30 protein-coding genes are annotated in these 14,855 nt (G+C 50.6%); all 30 read left to right on the top strand.

Annotated elements, in window-relative coordinates:
• Positions 1 to 280: 280 nt before the first annotated feature.
• The 30 genes from rpsJ to zntR all read left to right on the top strand — a co-directional run bounded on the left by rpsJ (position 281) and on the right by zntR (position 14,838).
• On the top strand, positions 281 to 592 hold the full coding sequence (rpsJ, locus tag FY206_RS22495) for a 30S ribosomal protein S10 (RefSeq protein WP_001181005.1): 312 nt from the start codon (positions 281 to 283) through the stop codon (positions 590 to 592).
• 32 nt (positions 593 to 624) lie between these two features.
• Positions 625 to 1,254: a 50S ribosomal protein L3 gene (gene rplC / locus FY206_RS22490; protein WP_003863274.1), complete on the top strand. Its 630-nt coding sequence runs from the start codon at positions 625 to 627 to the stop codon at positions 1,252 to 1,254.
• 10 nt (positions 1,255 to 1,264) lie between these two features.
• Positions 1,265 to 1,870: a 50S ribosomal protein L4 gene (rplD, locus tag FY206_RS22485; protein WP_000424395.1), complete on the top strand. Its 606-nt coding sequence runs from the start codon at positions 1,265 to 1,267 to the stop codon at positions 1,868 to 1,870.
• The gene (gene rplW / locus FY206_RS22480; RefSeq protein WP_000617546.1) at positions 1,867 to 2,169 is read left to right on the top strand and encodes a 50S ribosomal protein L23; all 303 of its coding nucleotides are present in this window, start codon (positions 1,867 to 1,869) and stop codon (positions 2,167 to 2,169) included. Before rplD ends, rplW begins: the two co-directional genes overlap by 4 nt.
• Positions 2,170 to 2,186: 17 nt before the next feature.
• Complete coding sequence (gene rplB, locus FY206_RS22475) at positions 2,187 to 3,008, top strand: 50S ribosomal protein L2 (RefSeq protein ID WP_008457150.1); 822 nt, start codon at positions 2,187 to 2,189, stop codon at positions 3,006 to 3,008.
• 16 nt (positions 3,009 to 3,024) lie between these two features.
• Positions 3,025 to 3,303: a 30S ribosomal protein S19 gene (gene rpsS / locus FY206_RS22470; RefSeq protein WP_001138117.1), complete on the top strand. Its 279-nt coding sequence runs from the start codon at positions 3,025 to 3,027 to the stop codon at positions 3,301 to 3,303.
• A gap of 14 nt (positions 3,304 to 3,317) precedes the next feature.
• A complete protein-coding gene (rplV, locus tag FY206_RS22465) occupies positions 3,318 to 3,650 on the top strand; it encodes a 50S ribosomal protein L22 (RefSeq protein ID WP_002919773.1) in 333 nt (110 codons plus the stop codon).
• A gap of 17 nt (positions 3,651 to 3,667) precedes the next feature.
• Positions 3,668 to 4,369, top strand: a complete 702-nt coding sequence (gene rpsC / locus FY206_RS22460) for a 30S ribosomal protein S3 (RefSeq protein WP_000529945.1) — start codon at positions 3,668 to 3,670, stop codon at positions 4,367 to 4,369.
• Positions 4,370 to 4,381: 12 nt separating this feature from the next.
• Positions 4,382 to 4,792, top strand: a complete 411-nt coding sequence (gene rplP / locus FY206_RS22455; protein WP_002919759.1) for a 50S ribosomal protein L16 — start codon at positions 4,382 to 4,384, stop codon at positions 4,790 to 4,792.
• On the top strand, positions 4,792 to 4,983 hold the full coding sequence (gene rpmC / locus FY206_RS22450) for a 50S ribosomal protein L29 (RefSeq protein WP_003863282.1): 192 nt from the start codon (positions 4,792 to 4,794) through the stop codon (positions 4,981 to 4,983). Before rplP ends, rpmC begins: the two co-directional genes overlap by 1 nt.
• Positions 4,983 to 5,237: a 30S ribosomal protein S17 gene (rpsQ, locus tag FY206_RS22445; protein WP_008503489.1), complete on the top strand. Its 255-nt coding sequence runs from the start codon at positions 4,983 to 4,985 to the stop codon at positions 5,235 to 5,237. Before rpmC ends, rpsQ begins: the two co-directional genes overlap by 1 nt.
• Before the next feature lie 166 nt (positions 5,238 to 5,403).
• Positions 5,404 to 5,775, top strand: a complete 372-nt coding sequence (rplN, locus tag FY206_RS22440) for a 50S ribosomal protein L14 (RefSeq protein WP_002919748.1) — start codon at positions 5,404 to 5,406, stop codon at positions 5,773 to 5,775.
• Positions 5,776 to 5,785: 10 nt separating this feature from the next.
• Positions 5,786 to 6,100 carry a 50S ribosomal protein L24 gene (gene rplX / locus FY206_RS22435; RefSeq protein ID WP_003863287.1) on the top strand — a complete coding sequence of 105 codons (315 nt, stop codon included), beginning with the start codon at positions 5,786 to 5,788 and terminating at the stop codon, positions 6,098 to 6,100.
• A gap of 14 nt (positions 6,101 to 6,114) precedes the next feature.
• The gene (rplE, locus tag FY206_RS22430; RefSeq protein ID WP_001096206.1) at positions 6,115 to 6,654 is read left to right on the top strand and encodes a 50S ribosomal protein L5; all 540 of its coding nucleotides are present in this window, start codon (positions 6,115 to 6,117) and stop codon (positions 6,652 to 6,654) included.
• Positions 6,655 to 6,668: 14 nt separating this feature from the next.
• Positions 6,669 to 6,974 (top strand): 30S ribosomal protein S14, encoded by a 306-nt coding sequence (rpsN, locus tag FY206_RS22425; protein ID WP_003863291.1) that lies wholly within the window; start codon positions 6,669 to 6,671, stop codon positions 6,972 to 6,974.
• A gap of 30 nt (positions 6,975 to 7,004) precedes the next feature.
• Positions 7,005 to 7,397: a 30S ribosomal protein S8 gene (gene rpsH, locus FY206_RS22420; RefSeq protein ID WP_006178918.1), complete on the top strand. Its 393-nt coding sequence runs from the start codon at positions 7,005 to 7,007 to the stop codon at positions 7,395 to 7,397.
• Positions 7,398 to 7,409: 12 nt separating this feature from the next.
• Positions 7,410 to 7,943, top strand: coding sequence for a 50S ribosomal protein L6 (gene rplF, locus FY206_RS22415; RefSeq protein WP_003863296.1), 534 nt, complete (start codon positions 7,410 to 7,412; stop codon positions 7,941 to 7,943).
• 9 nt (positions 7,944 to 7,952) lie between these two features.
• Complete coding sequence (gene rplR, locus FY206_RS22410) at positions 7,953 to 8,306, top strand: 50S ribosomal protein L18 (protein ID WP_003863297.1); 354 nt, start codon at positions 7,953 to 7,955, stop codon at positions 8,304 to 8,306.
• Between the two features lie 14 nt (positions 8,307 to 8,320).
• Complete coding sequence (rpsE, locus tag FY206_RS22405; RefSeq protein WP_003863299.1) at positions 8,321 to 8,821, top strand: 30S ribosomal protein S5; 501 nt, start codon at positions 8,321 to 8,323, stop codon at positions 8,819 to 8,821.
• A gap of 6 nt (positions 8,822 to 8,827) precedes the next feature.
• Positions 8,828 to 9,007, top strand: coding sequence for a 50S ribosomal protein L30 (gene rpmD, locus FY206_RS22400; RefSeq protein WP_003863301.1), 180 nt, complete (start codon positions 8,828 to 8,830; stop codon positions 9,005 to 9,007).
• Positions 9,008 to 9,010: 3 nt separating this feature from the next.
• On the top strand, positions 9,011 to 9,445 hold the full coding sequence (rplO, locus tag FY206_RS22395) for a 50S ribosomal protein L15 (RefSeq protein WP_003863304.1): 435 nt from the start codon (positions 9,011 to 9,013) through the stop codon (positions 9,443 to 9,445).
• A gap of 7 nt (positions 9,446 to 9,452) precedes the next feature.
• The gene (gene secY, locus FY206_RS22390; protein WP_003863305.1) at positions 9,453 to 10,784 is read left to right on the top strand and encodes a preprotein translocase subunit SecY; all 1,332 of its coding nucleotides are present in this window, start codon (positions 9,453 to 9,455) and stop codon (positions 10,782 to 10,784) included.
• A gap of 31 nt (positions 10,785 to 10,815) precedes the next feature.
• A complete protein-coding gene (gene rpmJ, locus FY206_RS22385) occupies positions 10,816 to 10,932 on the top strand; it encodes a 50S ribosomal protein L36 (RefSeq protein WP_000868187.1) in 117 nt (38 codons plus the stop codon).
• Positions 10,933 to 11,078: 146 nt separating this feature from the next.
• Entirely contained in the window at positions 11,079 to 11,435 is a 357-nt protein-coding gene (rpsM, locus tag FY206_RS22380; RefSeq protein WP_003863308.1) for a 30S ribosomal protein S13, read from the top strand.
• 16 nt (positions 11,436 to 11,451) lie between these two features.
• Positions 11,452 to 11,841 (top strand): 30S ribosomal protein S11, encoded by a 390-nt coding sequence (gene rpsK, locus FY206_RS22375; RefSeq protein ID WP_003863312.1) that lies wholly within the window; start codon positions 11,452 to 11,454, stop codon positions 11,839 to 11,841.
• A 33-nt stretch (positions 11,842 to 11,874) separates the two neighbouring features.
• On the top strand, positions 11,875 to 12,495 hold the full coding sequence (rpsD, locus tag FY206_RS22370; RefSeq protein ID WP_004868345.1) for a 30S ribosomal protein S4: 621 nt from the start codon (positions 11,875 to 11,877) through the stop codon (positions 12,493 to 12,495).
• Between the two features lie 25 nt (positions 12,496 to 12,520).
• Positions 12,521 to 13,510, top strand: coding sequence for a DNA-directed RNA polymerase subunit alpha (locus tag FY206_RS22365; protein WP_002919219.1), 990 nt, complete (start codon positions 12,521 to 12,523; stop codon positions 13,508 to 13,510).
• 40 nt (positions 13,511 to 13,550) lie between these two features.
• Entirely contained in the window at positions 13,551 to 13,934 is a 384-nt protein-coding gene (gene rplQ / locus FY206_RS22360; protein WP_001216368.1) for a 50S ribosomal protein L17, read from the top strand.
• Positions 13,935 to 14,041: 107 nt separating this feature from the next.
• A complete protein-coding gene (locus FY206_RS22355) occupies positions 14,042 to 14,410 on the top strand; it encodes a DnaJ family domain-containing protein (protein WP_032644530.1) in 369 nt (122 codons plus the stop codon).
• A gap of 2 nt (positions 14,411 to 14,412) precedes the next feature.
• Entirely contained in the window at positions 14,413 to 14,838 is a 426-nt protein-coding gene (zntR, locus tag FY206_RS22350) for a Zn(2+)-responsive transcriptional regulator (protein ID WP_023333666.1), read from the top strand.
• Positions 14,839 to 14,855: the final 17 nt, after the last annotated feature.

Raw genomic sequence — 14,855 nt, 5'->3', positions numbered from 1 at the left:
GATACATGAAAAATTACATAACACGTTGCGCACGCCTGCGCATCCTGCGTCTATAGCGCTTAATTTCTAAACGGCACTTGCGTATCGCGCAGATTTACGTATAATGCGCGGGCTTGTCGTAATTGACGGCGGGTTCAATCAGAACCAGAGTAGCTCATTTTGTTACTCAACAATGCTCCCAATTGGGGAGCTACGTAAGAACGGTTACACTCTCCCATCAATCGTAATGGGTTTGAGGAGTAATCATTTTCGTTTATAAAATAATTGGAGCTCTGGTCTCATGCAGAACCAAAGAATCCGTATCCGCCTTAAAGCGTTTGATCATCGTCTGATCGATCAATCAACCGCGGAAATCGTCGAGACTGCTAAGCGCACTGGTGCGCAAGTCCGTGGTCCGATCCCGCTGCCGACCCGCAAAGAGCGCTTCACCGTTCTGATCTCTCCGCACGTTAACAAAGACGCGCGCGATCAGTACGAAATCCGCACTCACAAGCGTCTGGTTGACATCGTTGAGCCAACTGAGAAAACCGTTGATGCTCTGATGCGTCTGGATCTGGCTGCCGGTGTAGACGTGCAGATCAGCCTGGGTTAATCAGGTCATCGAGCGATTGAGAGGTTGAAACAATGATTGGTTTAGTCGGTAAAAAAGTGGGTATGACCCGCATCTTCACTGAAGATGGCGTTTCTATCCCAGTAACCGTAATCGAAGTTGAAGCAAACCGCGTTACTCAGGTTAAAGATCTGGCTAACGATGGCTACCGCGCTATTCAGGTTACCACTGGTGCTAAAAAAGCTAACCGTGTAACCAAACCAGAAGCGGGTCACTTCGCTAAAGCTGGCGTAGAAGCTGGCCGTGGTCTGTGGGAATTCCGTCTTGCTGAAGGCGAAGAGTTCACCGTAGGTCAGGACATTAGCGTTGAGCTGTTTGCTGACGTTAAAAAAGTTGACGTAACCGGTACCTCTAAAGGTAAAGGTTTTGCTGGTACCGTTAAGCGCTGGAACTTCCGTACCCAGGACGCTACTCACGGTAACTCCTTGTCTCACCGCGTTCCGGGTTCTATCGGTCAGAACCAGACTCCGGGCAAAGTGTTCAAAGGCAAGAAAATGGCAGGTCAGCTGGGTAACGAACGTGTAACCGTTCAGAGCCTGGACGTAGTACGTGTTGACGCTGAGCGCAACCTGCTGCTGGTTAAAGGTGCAGTTCCGGGTGCAACCGGTAGCGACCTGATCGTTAAACCAGCTGTGAAGGCGTAAGGGGATAGCAATGGAATTAGTATTGAAAGACGCGCAGAGCGCGCTGACTGTTTCCGAAACTACCTTCGGTCGTGATTTCAACGAAGCGCTGGTTCACCAGGTTGTTGTTGCTTATGCAGCTGGTGCTCGTCAGGGTACTCGTGCTCAGAAGACTCGTGCTGAAGTAACTGGTTCTGGCAAAAAGCCATGGCGCCAGAAAGGTACCGGCCGTGCGCGTTCAGGTTCTATCAAGAGCCCGATCTGGCGTTCAGGTGGCGTGACCTTCGCTGCGCGTCCACAGGACCACAGTCAAAAAGTTAACAAAAAGATGTACCGCGGCGCGCTGAAAAGCATCCTGTCCGAACTGGTACGTCAGGATCGTCTGATCGTTGTCGAGAAGTTCTCTGTTGAAGCGCCTAAAACTAAGCTGCTGGCACAGAAACTGAAAGACATGGCTCTGGAAGATGTGCTGATCATCACCGGTGAGCTGGACGAGAACCTGTTCCTGGCCGCACGTAACCTGCACAAGGTTGACGTACGCGATGCGACTGGTATCGACCCGGTTAGCCTGATCGCCTTCGACAAAGTCGTAATGACTGCTGATGCTGTTAAGCAAGTTGAGGAGATGCTGGCATGATTCGTGAAGAACGTCTGCTGAAGGTGCTTCGCGCACCGCACGTTTCTGAAAAAGCGTCTACTGCGATGGAAAAAACAAACACCATCGTTCTCAAAGTTGCTAAAGACGCGACCAAAGCAGAGATCAAAGCTGCTGTGCAGAAACTGTTTGAAGTCGAAGTCGAAGTCGTTAACACCCTGGTAGTTAAAGGGAAAGTTAAACGTCACGGACAGCGTATCGGTCGTCGTAGCGACTGGAAAAAAGCTTACGTCACCCTGAAAGAAGGCCAGAATCTGGACTTCGTTGGCGGCGCTGAGTAAGTCGGAGGAGTAATACAATGGCAGTTGTTAAATGTAAACCGACATCTCCGGGTCGTCGCCACGTAGTTAAAGTGGTTAACCCTGAGCTGCACAAGGGCAAACCTTTTGCTCCGTTGCTGGAAAAAAACAGCAAATCCGGTGGTCGTAACAACAATGGCCGTATCACCACTCGTCACATCGGTGGTGGCCACAAGCAGGCTTATCGTATTGTTGACTTCAAACGCAACAAAGACGGTATCCCAGCAGTTGTTGAACGTCTTGAGTACGATCCGAACCGTTCCGCGAACATCGCGCTGGTTCTGTACAAAGACGGCGAACGCCGTTACATCCTGGCCCCTAAAGGCCTGAAAGCTGGCGACCAGATTCAGTCTGGCGTTGATGCTGCAATCAAAGCAGGCAACACCCTGCCGATGCGCAATATCCCGGTTGGTTCTACCGTTCATAACGTAGAAATGAAACCAGGTAAAGGCGGTCAGCTGGCGCGTTCCGCGGGTACTTACGTTCAGATCGTTGCGCGTGATGGTGCTTATGTCACCCTGCGTCTGCGTTCTGGTGAAATGCGTAAAGTCGAAGCAGACTGCCGCGCTACTCTGGGCGAAGTTGGCAATGCTGAGCATATGCTGCGCGTTCTGGGTAAAGCAGGTGCTGCACGCTGGCGTGGTGTTCGTCCTACCGTTCGCGGTACTGCGATGAACCCAGTCGACCACCCACATGGTGGTGGTGAAGGTCGTAACTTTGGTAAGCACCCGGTATCTCCGTGGGGCGTTCAGACCAAAGGTAAGAAGACCCGCAGCAACAAGCGTACTGATAAATTTATCGTACGTCGCCGTAGCAAATAATTTTAGAGGATAAGCCATGCCACGTTCTCTCAAGAAAGGTCCTTTTATTGACCTGCACTTGCTGAAGAAGGTAGAGAAAGCGGTGGAAAGCGGAGACAAGAAGCCCCTGCGCACTTGGTCCCGTCGTTCAACGATCTTTCCTAACATGATCGGTTTGACCATCGCTGTCCATAATGGTCGTCAGCACGTTCCAGTCTTTGTTACCGACGAAATGGTTGGTCACAAACTGGGTGAATTCGCACCGACTCGTACTTATCGCGGCCACGCTGCTGATAAAAAAGCGAAGAAGAAATAAGGTAGGAGGAAGAGATGGAAACTTTAGCTCAACATCGCCATGCTCGTTCTTCTGCACAGAAGGTTCGCCTTGTTGCTGACCTGATTCGCGGTAAGAAAGTGTCGCAGGCCCTGGACATCCTGACCTATACCAACAAGAAAGCTGCGGTATTGGTCAAGAAAGTACTGGAATCTGCCATTGCTAACGCTGAACACAACGATGGCGCTGACATCGACGATCTGAAAGTCGCGAAAATTTTCGTAGATGAAGGCCCAAGCATGAAGCGCATTATGCCGCGTGCGAAAGGTCGTGCAGATCGCATCCTGAAGCGCACCAGCCACATTACTGTGGTTGTGTCCGATCGCTGAGACTCTGGAGACTAGCAATGGGTCAGAAAGTACATCCTAATGGTATTCGCCTGGGTATTGTAAAACCATGGAACTCTACCTGGTTTGCGAACACCAAAGAATTCGCTGACAACCTGGACAGCGATTTTAAAGTACGTCAGTACCTGACTAAGGAACTGGCTAAAGCGTCTGTATCTCGTATCGTTATCGAGCGTCCAGCGAAGAGCATCCGTGTGACTATTCACACTGCTCGTCCTGGCATCGTTATCGGTAAGAAAGGCGAAGACGTAGAAAAACTGCGCAAGGTCGTAGCGGATATCGCTGGCGTTCCTGCACAGATCAATATCGCTGAAGTTCGTAAGCCTGAACTGGACGCTAAATTGGTTGCTGACAGCATCACTTCTCAGCTGGAACGTCGTGTTATGTTCCGTCGTGCTATGAAGCGTGCTGTACAGAACGCAATGCGTCTGGGCGCTAAAGGTATCAAAGTTGAAGTTAGCGGCCGTCTGGGCGGCGCGGAAATCGCACGTACCGAATGGTACCGTGAAGGTCGCGTACCGCTGCACACTCTGCGTGCTGACATCGACTACAACACCTCTGAAGCGCACACCACTTACGGTGTAATCGGCGTTAAGGTATGGATCTTCAAAGGTGAGATCCTGGGTGGTATGGCTGCTGTTGAACAACCGGAAAAACCGGCTGCTCAACCTAAAAAGCAGCAGCGTAAAGGCCGTAAATAAGGAGCGTCGCTGATGTTACAACCAAAGCGTACAAAATTCCGTAAAGTGCACAAAGGCCGCAACCGTGGTCTGGCGCAGGGTACGGATGTTAGCTTCGGCACTTTCGGTCTGAAAGCTGTTGGCCGTGGTCGTCTGACTGCACGTCAGATCGAAGCAGCACGTCGTGCAATGACCCGTGCAGTTAAGCGTCAAGGTAAAATTTGGATCCGTGTATTCCCGGACAAACCAATTACCGAGAAGCCGCTGGAAGTTCGTATGGGTAAAGGTAAAGGTAACGTGGAGTACTGGGTTGCCTTGATCCAACCGGGCAAAGTCCTTTATGAAATGGACGGTGTTCCGGAAGAGCTGGCCCGTGAAGCCTTCGGCCTGGCAGCAGCGAAACTGCCTATCAAAACCACCTTTGTAACTAAGACGGTGATGTAATGAAAGCAAAAGAGCTGCGTGAAAAAAGCGTTGAAGAGCTGAACGCTGAGCTGCTGAACCTGCTGCGTGAGCAGTTCAACCTGCGTATGCAGGCTGCAAGTGGCCAGCTGCAACAGACTCACCTGCTGAAGCAAGTGCGTCGCAATGTTGCACGCGTTAAGACTTTACTGACTCAGAAGGCGGGTGCGTAATGACCGATAAAATCCGTACTCTGCAAGGTCGTGTTGTTAGCGACAAAATGGAGAAATCCATTGTTGTAGCTATCGAACGTATTGTGAAACACCCGATCTACGGTAAATTCATCAAGCGTACGACCAAACTGCACGTACATGACGAGAACAACGAATGTGGTATCGGCGACAAGGTTGAAATCCGTGAATGCCGTCCACTGTCCAAGACTAAGTCCTGGACGCTGGTTCGCGTTGTAGAGAAAGCGGTTCTGTAATACAGTACGCCTTCTCAATACGAATAAACGGCTCAGCGATGAGCCGTTTATTTTTTCTACCCATATTGCAGAAGCGGTGTTATAATGCCGCGCCCTCGATATGGGGCTTTTTAACGGCTCTGATTTTAGAGTCTCAGGTAGTAGTTGACATTAGCGGAGCACTAAAATGATCCAAGAACAGACTATGCTGAACGTCGCCGACAACTCCGGCGCACGTCGCGTAATGTGTATCAAGGTTCTGGGTGGCTCGCACCGTCGCTACGCAGGCGTAGGCGACATCATCAAGATCACCATCAAGGAAGCAATTCCACGTGGTAAGGTCAAAAAAGGTGATGTGCTGAAGGCGGTAGTGGTGCGCACCAAGAAGGGTGTTCGTCGCCCTGACGGTTCTGTCATTCGCTTCGATGGTAATGCATGCGTTATTTTAAACAATAACAGCGAGCAGCCTATCGGCACGCGTATCTTTGGGCCGGTAACTCGTGAACTTCGTACTGAGAAGTTCATGAAAATTATCTCTCTGGCACCAGAAGTACTCTAAGGAGCGAATCATGGCAGCGAAAATCCGTCGTGATGACGAAGTTATCGTGTTAACCGGTAAAGATAAAGGTAAACGCGGTAAAGTAAAAAATGTTCTGTCTTCCGGCAAACTTGTCGTTGAAGGTATCAACCTGGTTAAGAAACATCAGAAGCCGGTTCCGGCCCTGAACCAACCAGGTGGCATCGTTGAAAAAGAAGCTGCTATTCAGGTTTCTAACGTTGCAATCTTCAATGCGGCTACCGGCAAGGCTGACCGTGTAGGCTTTAGATTCGAAGACGGCAAAAAAGTCCGTTTCTTCAAGTCTAACAGCGAAACTATCAAGTAATTTGGAGTAGTACGATGGCGAAACTGCATGATTACTACAAAGACGAAGTAGTTAACAAACTCATGACTGAGTTTAACTACAATTCTGTCATGCAAGTCCCTCGGGTCGAGAAGATCACCCTGAACATGGGTGTTGGTGAAGCGATCGCTGACAAGAAACTGCTGGATAACGCAGCAGCTGACCTGACAGCAATCTCCGGTCAAAAACCGCTGATCACCAAAGCACGCAAATCTGTTGCAGGCTTCAAAATCCGTCAGGGCTATCCGATCGGCTGTAAAGTAACTCTGCGTGGCGAACGCATGTGGGAGTTCTTTGAGCGCCTGATCACTATTGCTGTTCCACGTATCCGTGACTTCCGTGGCTTGTCCGCTAAGTCTTTCGACGGTCGTGGTAACTACAGCATGGGTGTCCGTGAGCAGATCATCTTCCCAGAAATCGACTACGATAAAGTCGACCGCGTGCGTGGTTTGGATATTACCATTACCACTACTGCGAAATCTGACGAAGAAGGCCGTGCTCTGCTGGCTGCCTTTGACTTCCCGTTCCGCAAGTAAGGTAGGGTTACTGAATGGCTAAGCAATCAATGAAAGCACGCGAAGTAAAGCGCGTAGCTTTAGCTGATAAATTCTTCGCTAAACGCGCTGAACTGAAAGCGATCATTTCTGATGTGAACGCTTCCGACGAAGATCGTTGGAATGCGGTTCTCAAGCTGCAGTCTCTGCCGCGTGATTCCAGCCCGTCTCGTCAGCGTAACCGCTGTCGTCAAACAGGTCGTCCACATGGTTATGTGGGCAAGTTTGGGTTGAGCCGTATCAAACTGCGTGAAGCCGCCATGCGCGGTGAAGTGCCAGGCTTGAAAAAGGCTAGCTGGTAATTACCAATTGAATCACGGGAGTAAAGACAGATGAGCATGCAAGATCCGATCGCGGATATGCTGACCCGTATCCGTAACGGTCAGGCCGCGAACAAAGTTGCGGTCACCATGCCTTCCGCCAAGCTGAAAGTGGCAATTGCCAACGTGCTGAAGGAAGAAGGTTTTATCGAAGATTTTAAAGTTGAAGGCGACACCAAGCCGGAACTGGAACTTACTCTCAAGTATTTCCAGGGTAAAGCTGTTGTAGAAAGCATTCAGCGTGTCAGCCGCCCAGGCCTGCGCATCTATAAGAAAAAAGATGAGCTGCCAAAAGTTATGGCTGGCCTTGGTATCGCAGTTGTTTCTACCTCTAAAGGTGTTATGACTGATCGTGCAGCGCGCCAGGCTGGTCTTGGTGGCGAAATTATCTGCTACGTAGCCTAATCGGAGGAAAGAATGTCTCGTGTTGCTAAAGCACCGGTCGTTATTCCTGCCGGCGTTGATGTAAAAATCGACGGTCAGGTTATTACGATCAAAGGTAAAAACGGCGAGCTGACTCGTACCCTCAACAAAGCTGTTGAAGTTAAACATGCAGATAACGCTCTGACCTTCGGTCCACGTGATGGTTTCGTGGATGGATGGGCTCAGGCTGGTACCGCGCGTGCCCTGCTGAACTCAATGGTTGTTGGTGTTACCGAAGGCTTCACTAAAAAGCTTCAGCTGGTTGGTGTAGGTTATCGTGCAGCTATCAAAGGGAATGCAGTAGGCCTGTCTCTGGGCTTCTCACACCCTGTTGAGCATCCGCTGCCGGCCGGTATCACTGCAGAATGTCCGACTCAAACTGAAATCGTGCTGAAAGGCGCTGATAAACAGCTGATCGGTCAGGTTGCAGCAGATCTGCGCGCCTACCGTCGTCCTGAGCCTTACAAAGGCAAGGGTGTTCGTTACGCCGACGAAGTCGTGCGTACCAAAGAGGCTAAGAAGAAGTAAGGTAACACTATGGATAAGAAATCTGCTCGTATCCGTCGTGCGACCCGCGCACGCCGCAAGCTCAAAGAGCTGGGTGCAACTCGCCTGGTGGTACATCGTACCCCGCGTCATATTTACGCACAGGTAATTGCACCGAACGGTTCTGAAGTTCTGGTAGCTGCTTCTACTGTAGAAAAAGCTATCTCAGAACAATTGAAGTACACCGGTAACAAAGACGCCGCTGCAGCTGTAGGTAAAGCTGTTGCTGAACGCGCTCTGGAAAAAGGCATCAGCAATGTTTCCTTTGACCGTTCCGGGTTCCAATATCATGGTCGTGTCCAGGCACTGGCAGATGCTGCCCGTGAAGCTGGCCTTCAGTTCTAAGGTAGAGGTGTAAGATGGCTCACATCGAAAAACAGGCTGGCGAACTGCAGGAAAAGCTGATCGCGGTAAACCGCGTATCTAAAACTGTTAAAGGTGGTCGTATTTTCTCCTTCACAGCTCTGACTGTAGTAGGCGATGGTAACGGTCGCGTTGGTTTTGGTTACGGTAAAGCGCGTGAAGTTCCAGCAGCGATCCAGAAAGCGATGGAAAAAGCCCGTCGCAATATGATTAACGTCGCGCTGAACAACGGCACCCTGCAGCACCCAGTTAAAGGTGTTCACACGGGTTCTCGTGTATTCATGCAGCCAGCTTCAGAAGGTACCGGTATCATCGCCGGTGGTGCAATGCGCGCCGTTCTGGAAGTTGCTGGGGTTCATAACGTTCTGGCCAAAGCATATGGTTCCACCAACCCGATCAACGTGGTTCGTGCAACTATTGATGGCCTGGAAAATATGAATTCTCCAGAAATGGTCGCTGCCAAGCGTGGTAAATCCGTTGAAGAAATTCTGGGGTAATTGACCATGGCAAAGACTATTAAAATCACTCAAACCCGCAGTGCAATCGGTCGTCTGCCGAAACACAAGGCAACGCTGCTTGGCCTGGGTCTGCGTCGTATTGGTCATACCGTTGAGCGCGAGGATACTCCTGCTGTTCGTGGTATGGTCAACGCGGTTTACTTCATGGTTAAAGTTGAGGAGTAAGAGATGCGTTTAAATACTCTGTCTCCGGCCGAAGGCTCTAAAAAGGCGGGTAAACGCCTGGGTCGTGGTATCGGTTCTGGCCTCGGCAAAACCGGTGGTCGTGGTCACAAAGGTCAGAACTCTCGTTCTGGCGGTGGCGTACGTCGCGGTTTCGAGGGTGGCCAGATGCCACTGTACCGTCGTCTGCCGAAGTTCGGCTTCACCTCTCGCAAAGCAGCGATCACAGCGGAAATCCGTCTGTCTGACCTGGCGAAAGTTGAAGGCGGCGTTGTAGACCTGAACACGCTGAAAGCAGCAAACATTATCGGTATCCAGATCGAGTTCGCGAAAGTGATCCTGGCTGGTGAAGTTTCTACTCCGGTAACTGTTCGTGGCCTGCGTGTTACTAAAGGTGCTCGTGCTGCTATCGAAGCTGCTGGCGGTAAAATTGAGGAATAAGTAGCAGATGGCTAAGCAACCGGGATTAGATTTTCAAAGTGCCAAAGGTGGATTTGGCGAGCTGAAACGCAGACTGCTGTTTGTTATCGGCGCGCTGATTGTGTTCCGTATTGGCTCTTTTATTCCGATCCCTGGTATCGATGCCGCTGTACTTGCCAAACTGCTTGAGCAACAGCGAGGCACCATCATTGAAATGTTCAACATGTTCTCTGGTGGTGCTCTCAGCCGTGCTTCTATCTTCGCACTGGGTATTATGCCGTACATTTCGGCATCTATTATTATCCAGCTGCTGACGGTCGTTCATCCGGCCCTGGCAGAGTTGAAGAAAGAAGGGGAGTCTGGACGTCGTAAGATTAGTCAGTACACCCGTTACGGTACTCTGGTGCTGGCAATATTCCAGTCGATCGGTATTGCTACCGGTCTGCCGAATATGCCTGGTATGCAGGGCCTGGTGTTAAATCCGGGCTTTGCATTCTACTTCACCGCTGTTGTAAGTCTGGTCACAGGGACAATGTTCCTGATGTGGCTCGGCGAACAGATTACTGAGCGTGGTATCGGTAACGGTATCTCAATCATTATCTTCGCCGGTATTGTTGCGGGCCTCCCGCCAGCCATCGCCCACACTATCGAGCAAGCGCGTCAAGGCGACCTGCACTTCCTCCTGTTGCTGTTGGTTGCAGTATTAGTATTTGCAGTGACGTTCTTTGTTGTCTTCGTTGAACGTGGTCAACGCCGCATTGTGGTGAACTACGCTAAACGTCAGCAAGGTCGTCGTGTCTATGCTGCACAGAGCACACATTTACCGCTGAAAGTGAACATGGCGGGGGTTATCCCGGCTATCTTCGCTTCCAGTATTATTCTGTTCCCGGCGACCATCGCGTCATGGTTCGGGGGCGGTACTGGTTGGAACTGGCTGACAACAATTTCGCTGTATTTGCAGCCTGGGCAACCACTTTATGTGTTACTCTATGCGTCTGCGATCATCTTCTTCTGTTTCTTCTACACGGCGTTGGTCTTCAACCCGCGTGAAACAGCAGATAACCTGAAGAAGTCCGGTGCATTTGTACCAGGAATTCGTCCGGGAGAGCAAACGGCGAAGTATATCGATAAAGTAATGACCCGCCTGACTTTGGTTGGTGCGCTCTATATTACTTTTATCTGCCTGATCCCGGAGTTCATGCGTGATGCAATGAAAGTACCGTTCTACTTCGGTGGGACCTCACTGCTTATCGTTGTTGTCGTGATTATGGACTTTATGGCTCAAGTGCAAACTCTGATGATGTCCAGTCAGTATGAGTCTGCATTGAAGAAGGCGAACCTGAAAGGCTACGGCCGCTAAATGGTCGCCTGAGAAGTTACGGAGAGTAAAAATGAAAGTTCGTGCTTCCGTCAAGAAATTATGCCGTAACTGCAAAATCGTTAAGCGTGATGGTGTCATCCGTGTGATTTGCAGTGCCGAGCCGAAGCATAAACAGCGCCAAGGCTGATTATTTCGCATATTTTTCTTGCAAAGTTGGGTTGAGCTGGCTAGATTAGCCAGCCAATCTTTTGTATGTCTGTACGTTTCCATTTGAGTATCCTGAAAACGGGCTTTTCAGCATGGTGCGTACATATTAAATAGTAGGAGTGCATAGTGGCCCGTATAGCAGGCATTAACATTCCTGATCAGAAACATGCTGTGATCGCATTAACTTCGATCTACGGCGTCGGCAAGACCCGTTCTAAAGCCATTCTGGCTGCAGCGGGTATCGCTGAAGATGTTAAGATCAGTGAGCTGTCTGAAGAACAAATCGACACGCTGCGTGACGAAGTTGCCAAATTTGTCGTTGAAGGTGATCTGCGCCGTGAAATCAGCATGAGCATCAAGCGCCTGATGGATCTTGGTTGCTATCGCGGTTTGCGTCATCGTCGTGGTCTGCCAGTGCGCGGTCAGCGTACTAAGACCAACGCACGTACCCGTAAGGGTCCGCGCAAACCGATCAAGAAATAATCGGGGTGATTGAATAATGGCAAAGGCACCAGTTCGTGCACGTAAACGTGTAAGAAAACAAGTCTCTGACGGCGTGGCTCATATCCATGCTTCTTTCAACAACACCATCGTTACTATTACTGATCGTCAGGGTAACGCATTGGGTTGGGCAACAGCCGGTGGTTCCGGTTTCCGTGGTTCTCGCAAATCCACTCCGTTCGCAGCTCAGGTTGCAGCAGAGCGTTGCGCAGAAGCCGTAAAAGAATACGGCATCAAGAATCTGGAAGTTATGGTTAAAGGTCCGGGTCCGGGTCGTGAATCTACTGTTCGCGCTCTGAACGCCGCTGGTTTCCGCATCACGAATATTACTGATGTGACTCCGATCCCTCATAACGGTTGTCGTCCGCCGAAAAAACGTCGCGTATAACGCTCCGTTTTTTAGGTTAGTTGGAGATAGAAAATGGCAAGATATTTGGGTCCTAAGCTCAAGCTGAGCCGTCGTGAGGGCACCGACTTATTCCTTAAGTCTGGCGTTCGCGCGATCGATACCAAGTGTAAAATTGAACAAGCTCCTGGCCAGCACGGTGCGCGTAAACCGCGTCTGTCTGACTATGGTGTGCAGTTGCGTGAAAAGCAAAAAGTTCGCCGTATGTACGGTGTGCTGGAGCGTCAGTTCCGTAACTACTATAAAGAAGCAGCACGTCTGAAAGGCAACACGGGTGAAAACCTGCTGGCTCTGCTGGAAGGTCGTCTGGACAACGTTGTATACCGTATGGGCTTCGGCGCTACTCGTGCTGAATCACGTCAGCTGGTTAGCCACAAAGCAATCATGGTAAACGGTCGTGTTGTTAACATCGCTTCTTATCAGGTTAAAGCGAATGACGTTGTTAGCATTCGTGAGAAAGCGAAAAAGCAATCTCGCGTGAAGGCCGCTCTGGAGCTGGCTGAGCAGCGTGAAAAGCCAACCTGGCTGGAAGTTGATGCTGGCAAGATGGAAGGTACGTTCAAGCGTCAGCCAGAACGTTCTGATCTGTCTGCGGACATTAACGAACACCTGATCGTCGAGCTTTACTCCAAGTAAAGCTTAGTACCAAAGAGAGGACACAATGCAGGGTTCTGTGACAGAGTTTCTAAAACCGCGCCTGGTAGATATCGAGCAAGTGAGTTCGACGCACGCCAAGGTGACCCTTGAGCCTTTAGAGCGTGGCTTTGGCCATACTCTGGGTAACGCACTGCGCCGTATTCTGCTCTCATCGATGCCGGGTTGCGCGGTGACCGAGGTTGAGATTGATGGTGTACTTCATGAGTACAGCACCAAAGAAGGCGTTCAGGAAGATATCCTTGAAATCCTGCTCAACCTGAAAGGGCTGGCGGTGAGAGTTCAGGGTAAAGATGAAGTTATTCTTACTCTGAATAAATCTGGCATTGGCCCTGTGACTGCAGCCGACATCACCCACGACGGTGATGTTGAAATCGTCAAGCCGCAGCACGTGATCTGCCACCTGACCGATGAGAACGCAGCGATTAGCATGCGTATCAAAGTTCAGCGCGGTCGTGGTTATGTGCCGGCTTCTGCCCGAATTCATTCGGAAGAAGATGAGCGCCCAATCGGCCGTCTGCTGGTCGACGCATGCTACAGCCCTGTAGAGCGTATTGCCTACAATGTTGAAGCAGCGCGTGTAGAACAGCGTACCGACCTGGACAAGCTGGTCATCGAAATGGAAACCAACGGCACAATCGATCCTGAAGAGGCGATTCGTCGTGCGGCAACCATCCTGGCAGAACAACTGGAAGCTTTCGTTGACTTACGTGATGTACGTCAGCCGGAAGTGAAAGAAGAGAAACCAGAATTCGATCCGATCCTGCTGCGCCCTGTTGACGATCTCGAATTGACTGTCCGCTCTGCTAACTGCCTCAAGGCAGAAGCTATCCACTATATCGGTGATCTGGTACAGCGTACCGAGGTTGAGTTGCTGAAAACGCCGAACCTGGGTAAAAAATCTCTTACCGAGATTAAAGACGTGCTGGCTTCACGTGGTCTGTCTCTGGGCATGCGCCTGGAAAACTGGCCACCGGCAAGCATTGCTGACGAGTAACCGGATCACAGGTTAAGGTTTTACTGAGAAGGATAAGGTCATGCGCCATCGTAAGAGTGGTCGTCAACTGAACCGCAACAGCAGCCATCGCCAGGCTATGTTCCGCAACATGGCAGGTTCACTGGTTCGTCATGAGATCATCAAGACGACCCTGCCTAAAGCGAAAGAGCTGCGTCGCGTAGTTGAGCCGCTGATTACTCTTGCCAAGACTGACAGCGTTGCTAATCGTCGTCTGGCATTCGCCCGTACTCGTGATAACGAGATCGTGGCAAAACTGTTTAACGAACTGGGCCCGCGTTTCGCGAGCCGTGCCGGTGGTTACACTCGCATTCTGAAGTGTGGTTTCCGTGCAGGCGACAACGCGCCGATGGCTTACATCGAGCTGGTTGATCGTTCAGAGAAAGCAGAAGCTGCTGCAGAGTAATCTGCAGTAACGTAAAAAAACCCGCTTCGGCGGGTTTTTTTATATCCGCGATATCCCCACTTCTCTACAATGTCTGTATCAATTCTGTTCATCCCCAGGAGCCGGTCATGTGGTTGCTTGACCAGTGGGCAGAACGCCATATTCGCGATGCCCAACAAAAAGGTGAATTCGACGATCTTCCGGGTTGCGGAGAACCCCTTGTGCTTGAAGATGACTCACACATTGCGCCTGAACTGCGGGCTGGATACCGTTTACTGAAAAATGCAGGCTGTCTTCCTCCGGAGCTTGAGCAGCGTAGAGAGGCTATTGAACTGGCCGATCTGCTTAAAGGGATCCGGCAGGACGATCCACGACATTCTGAATTTAGTCGACGTCTCGCCCTGATTGAACTTAAGCTGCGTCAGGCAGGCATGAACACTGAGTTTCTGCACGGTGAATACGGTGGAAGATTGATGCAGAAAATAAATGAGGAGTAGCTATGTACCGTATTGGTGAACTTGCGAAGCTCGCGAACGTCACGCCGGATACCATCCGGTATTACGAAAAGCAGCAGATGATCGATCATGAAGTGCGCACTGAAGGCGGTTTTCGCCTTTACACCGATAACGATCTGCAGCGGCTGCGGTTTATACGTTACGCGCGTCAGCTCGGCTTCACGCTGGATTCGATCCGCGAATTGCTGTCGATCCGCATCGATCCGGAACATCACACCTGCCAGGAATCTAAAAGCATTGTGCAGGCGAGGCTGGATGAGGTTGAAGCGCGCATTCAGGAGCTGCAAACCATGCAGCGCTCTCTGCAAAGACTGAATGATGCCTGCTGCGGTACGGCCCACAGCAGTATCTACTGTTCAATTCTCGAAGCCCTTGAACAAGGAGCGAGTGGAGAAAAACAGGGCTGTTGATTTTTAGTTCATCCGGG

Origin of the sequence: Enterobacter chengduensis, from assembly GCF_001984825.2 — a bacterium.
Taxonomy (GTDB): Bacteria; Pseudomonadota; Gammaproteobacteria; order Enterobacterales; family Enterobacteriaceae; genus Enterobacter; species Enterobacter chengduensis.
This window is presented reverse-complemented; position numbering and strand designations above follow the sequence as displayed.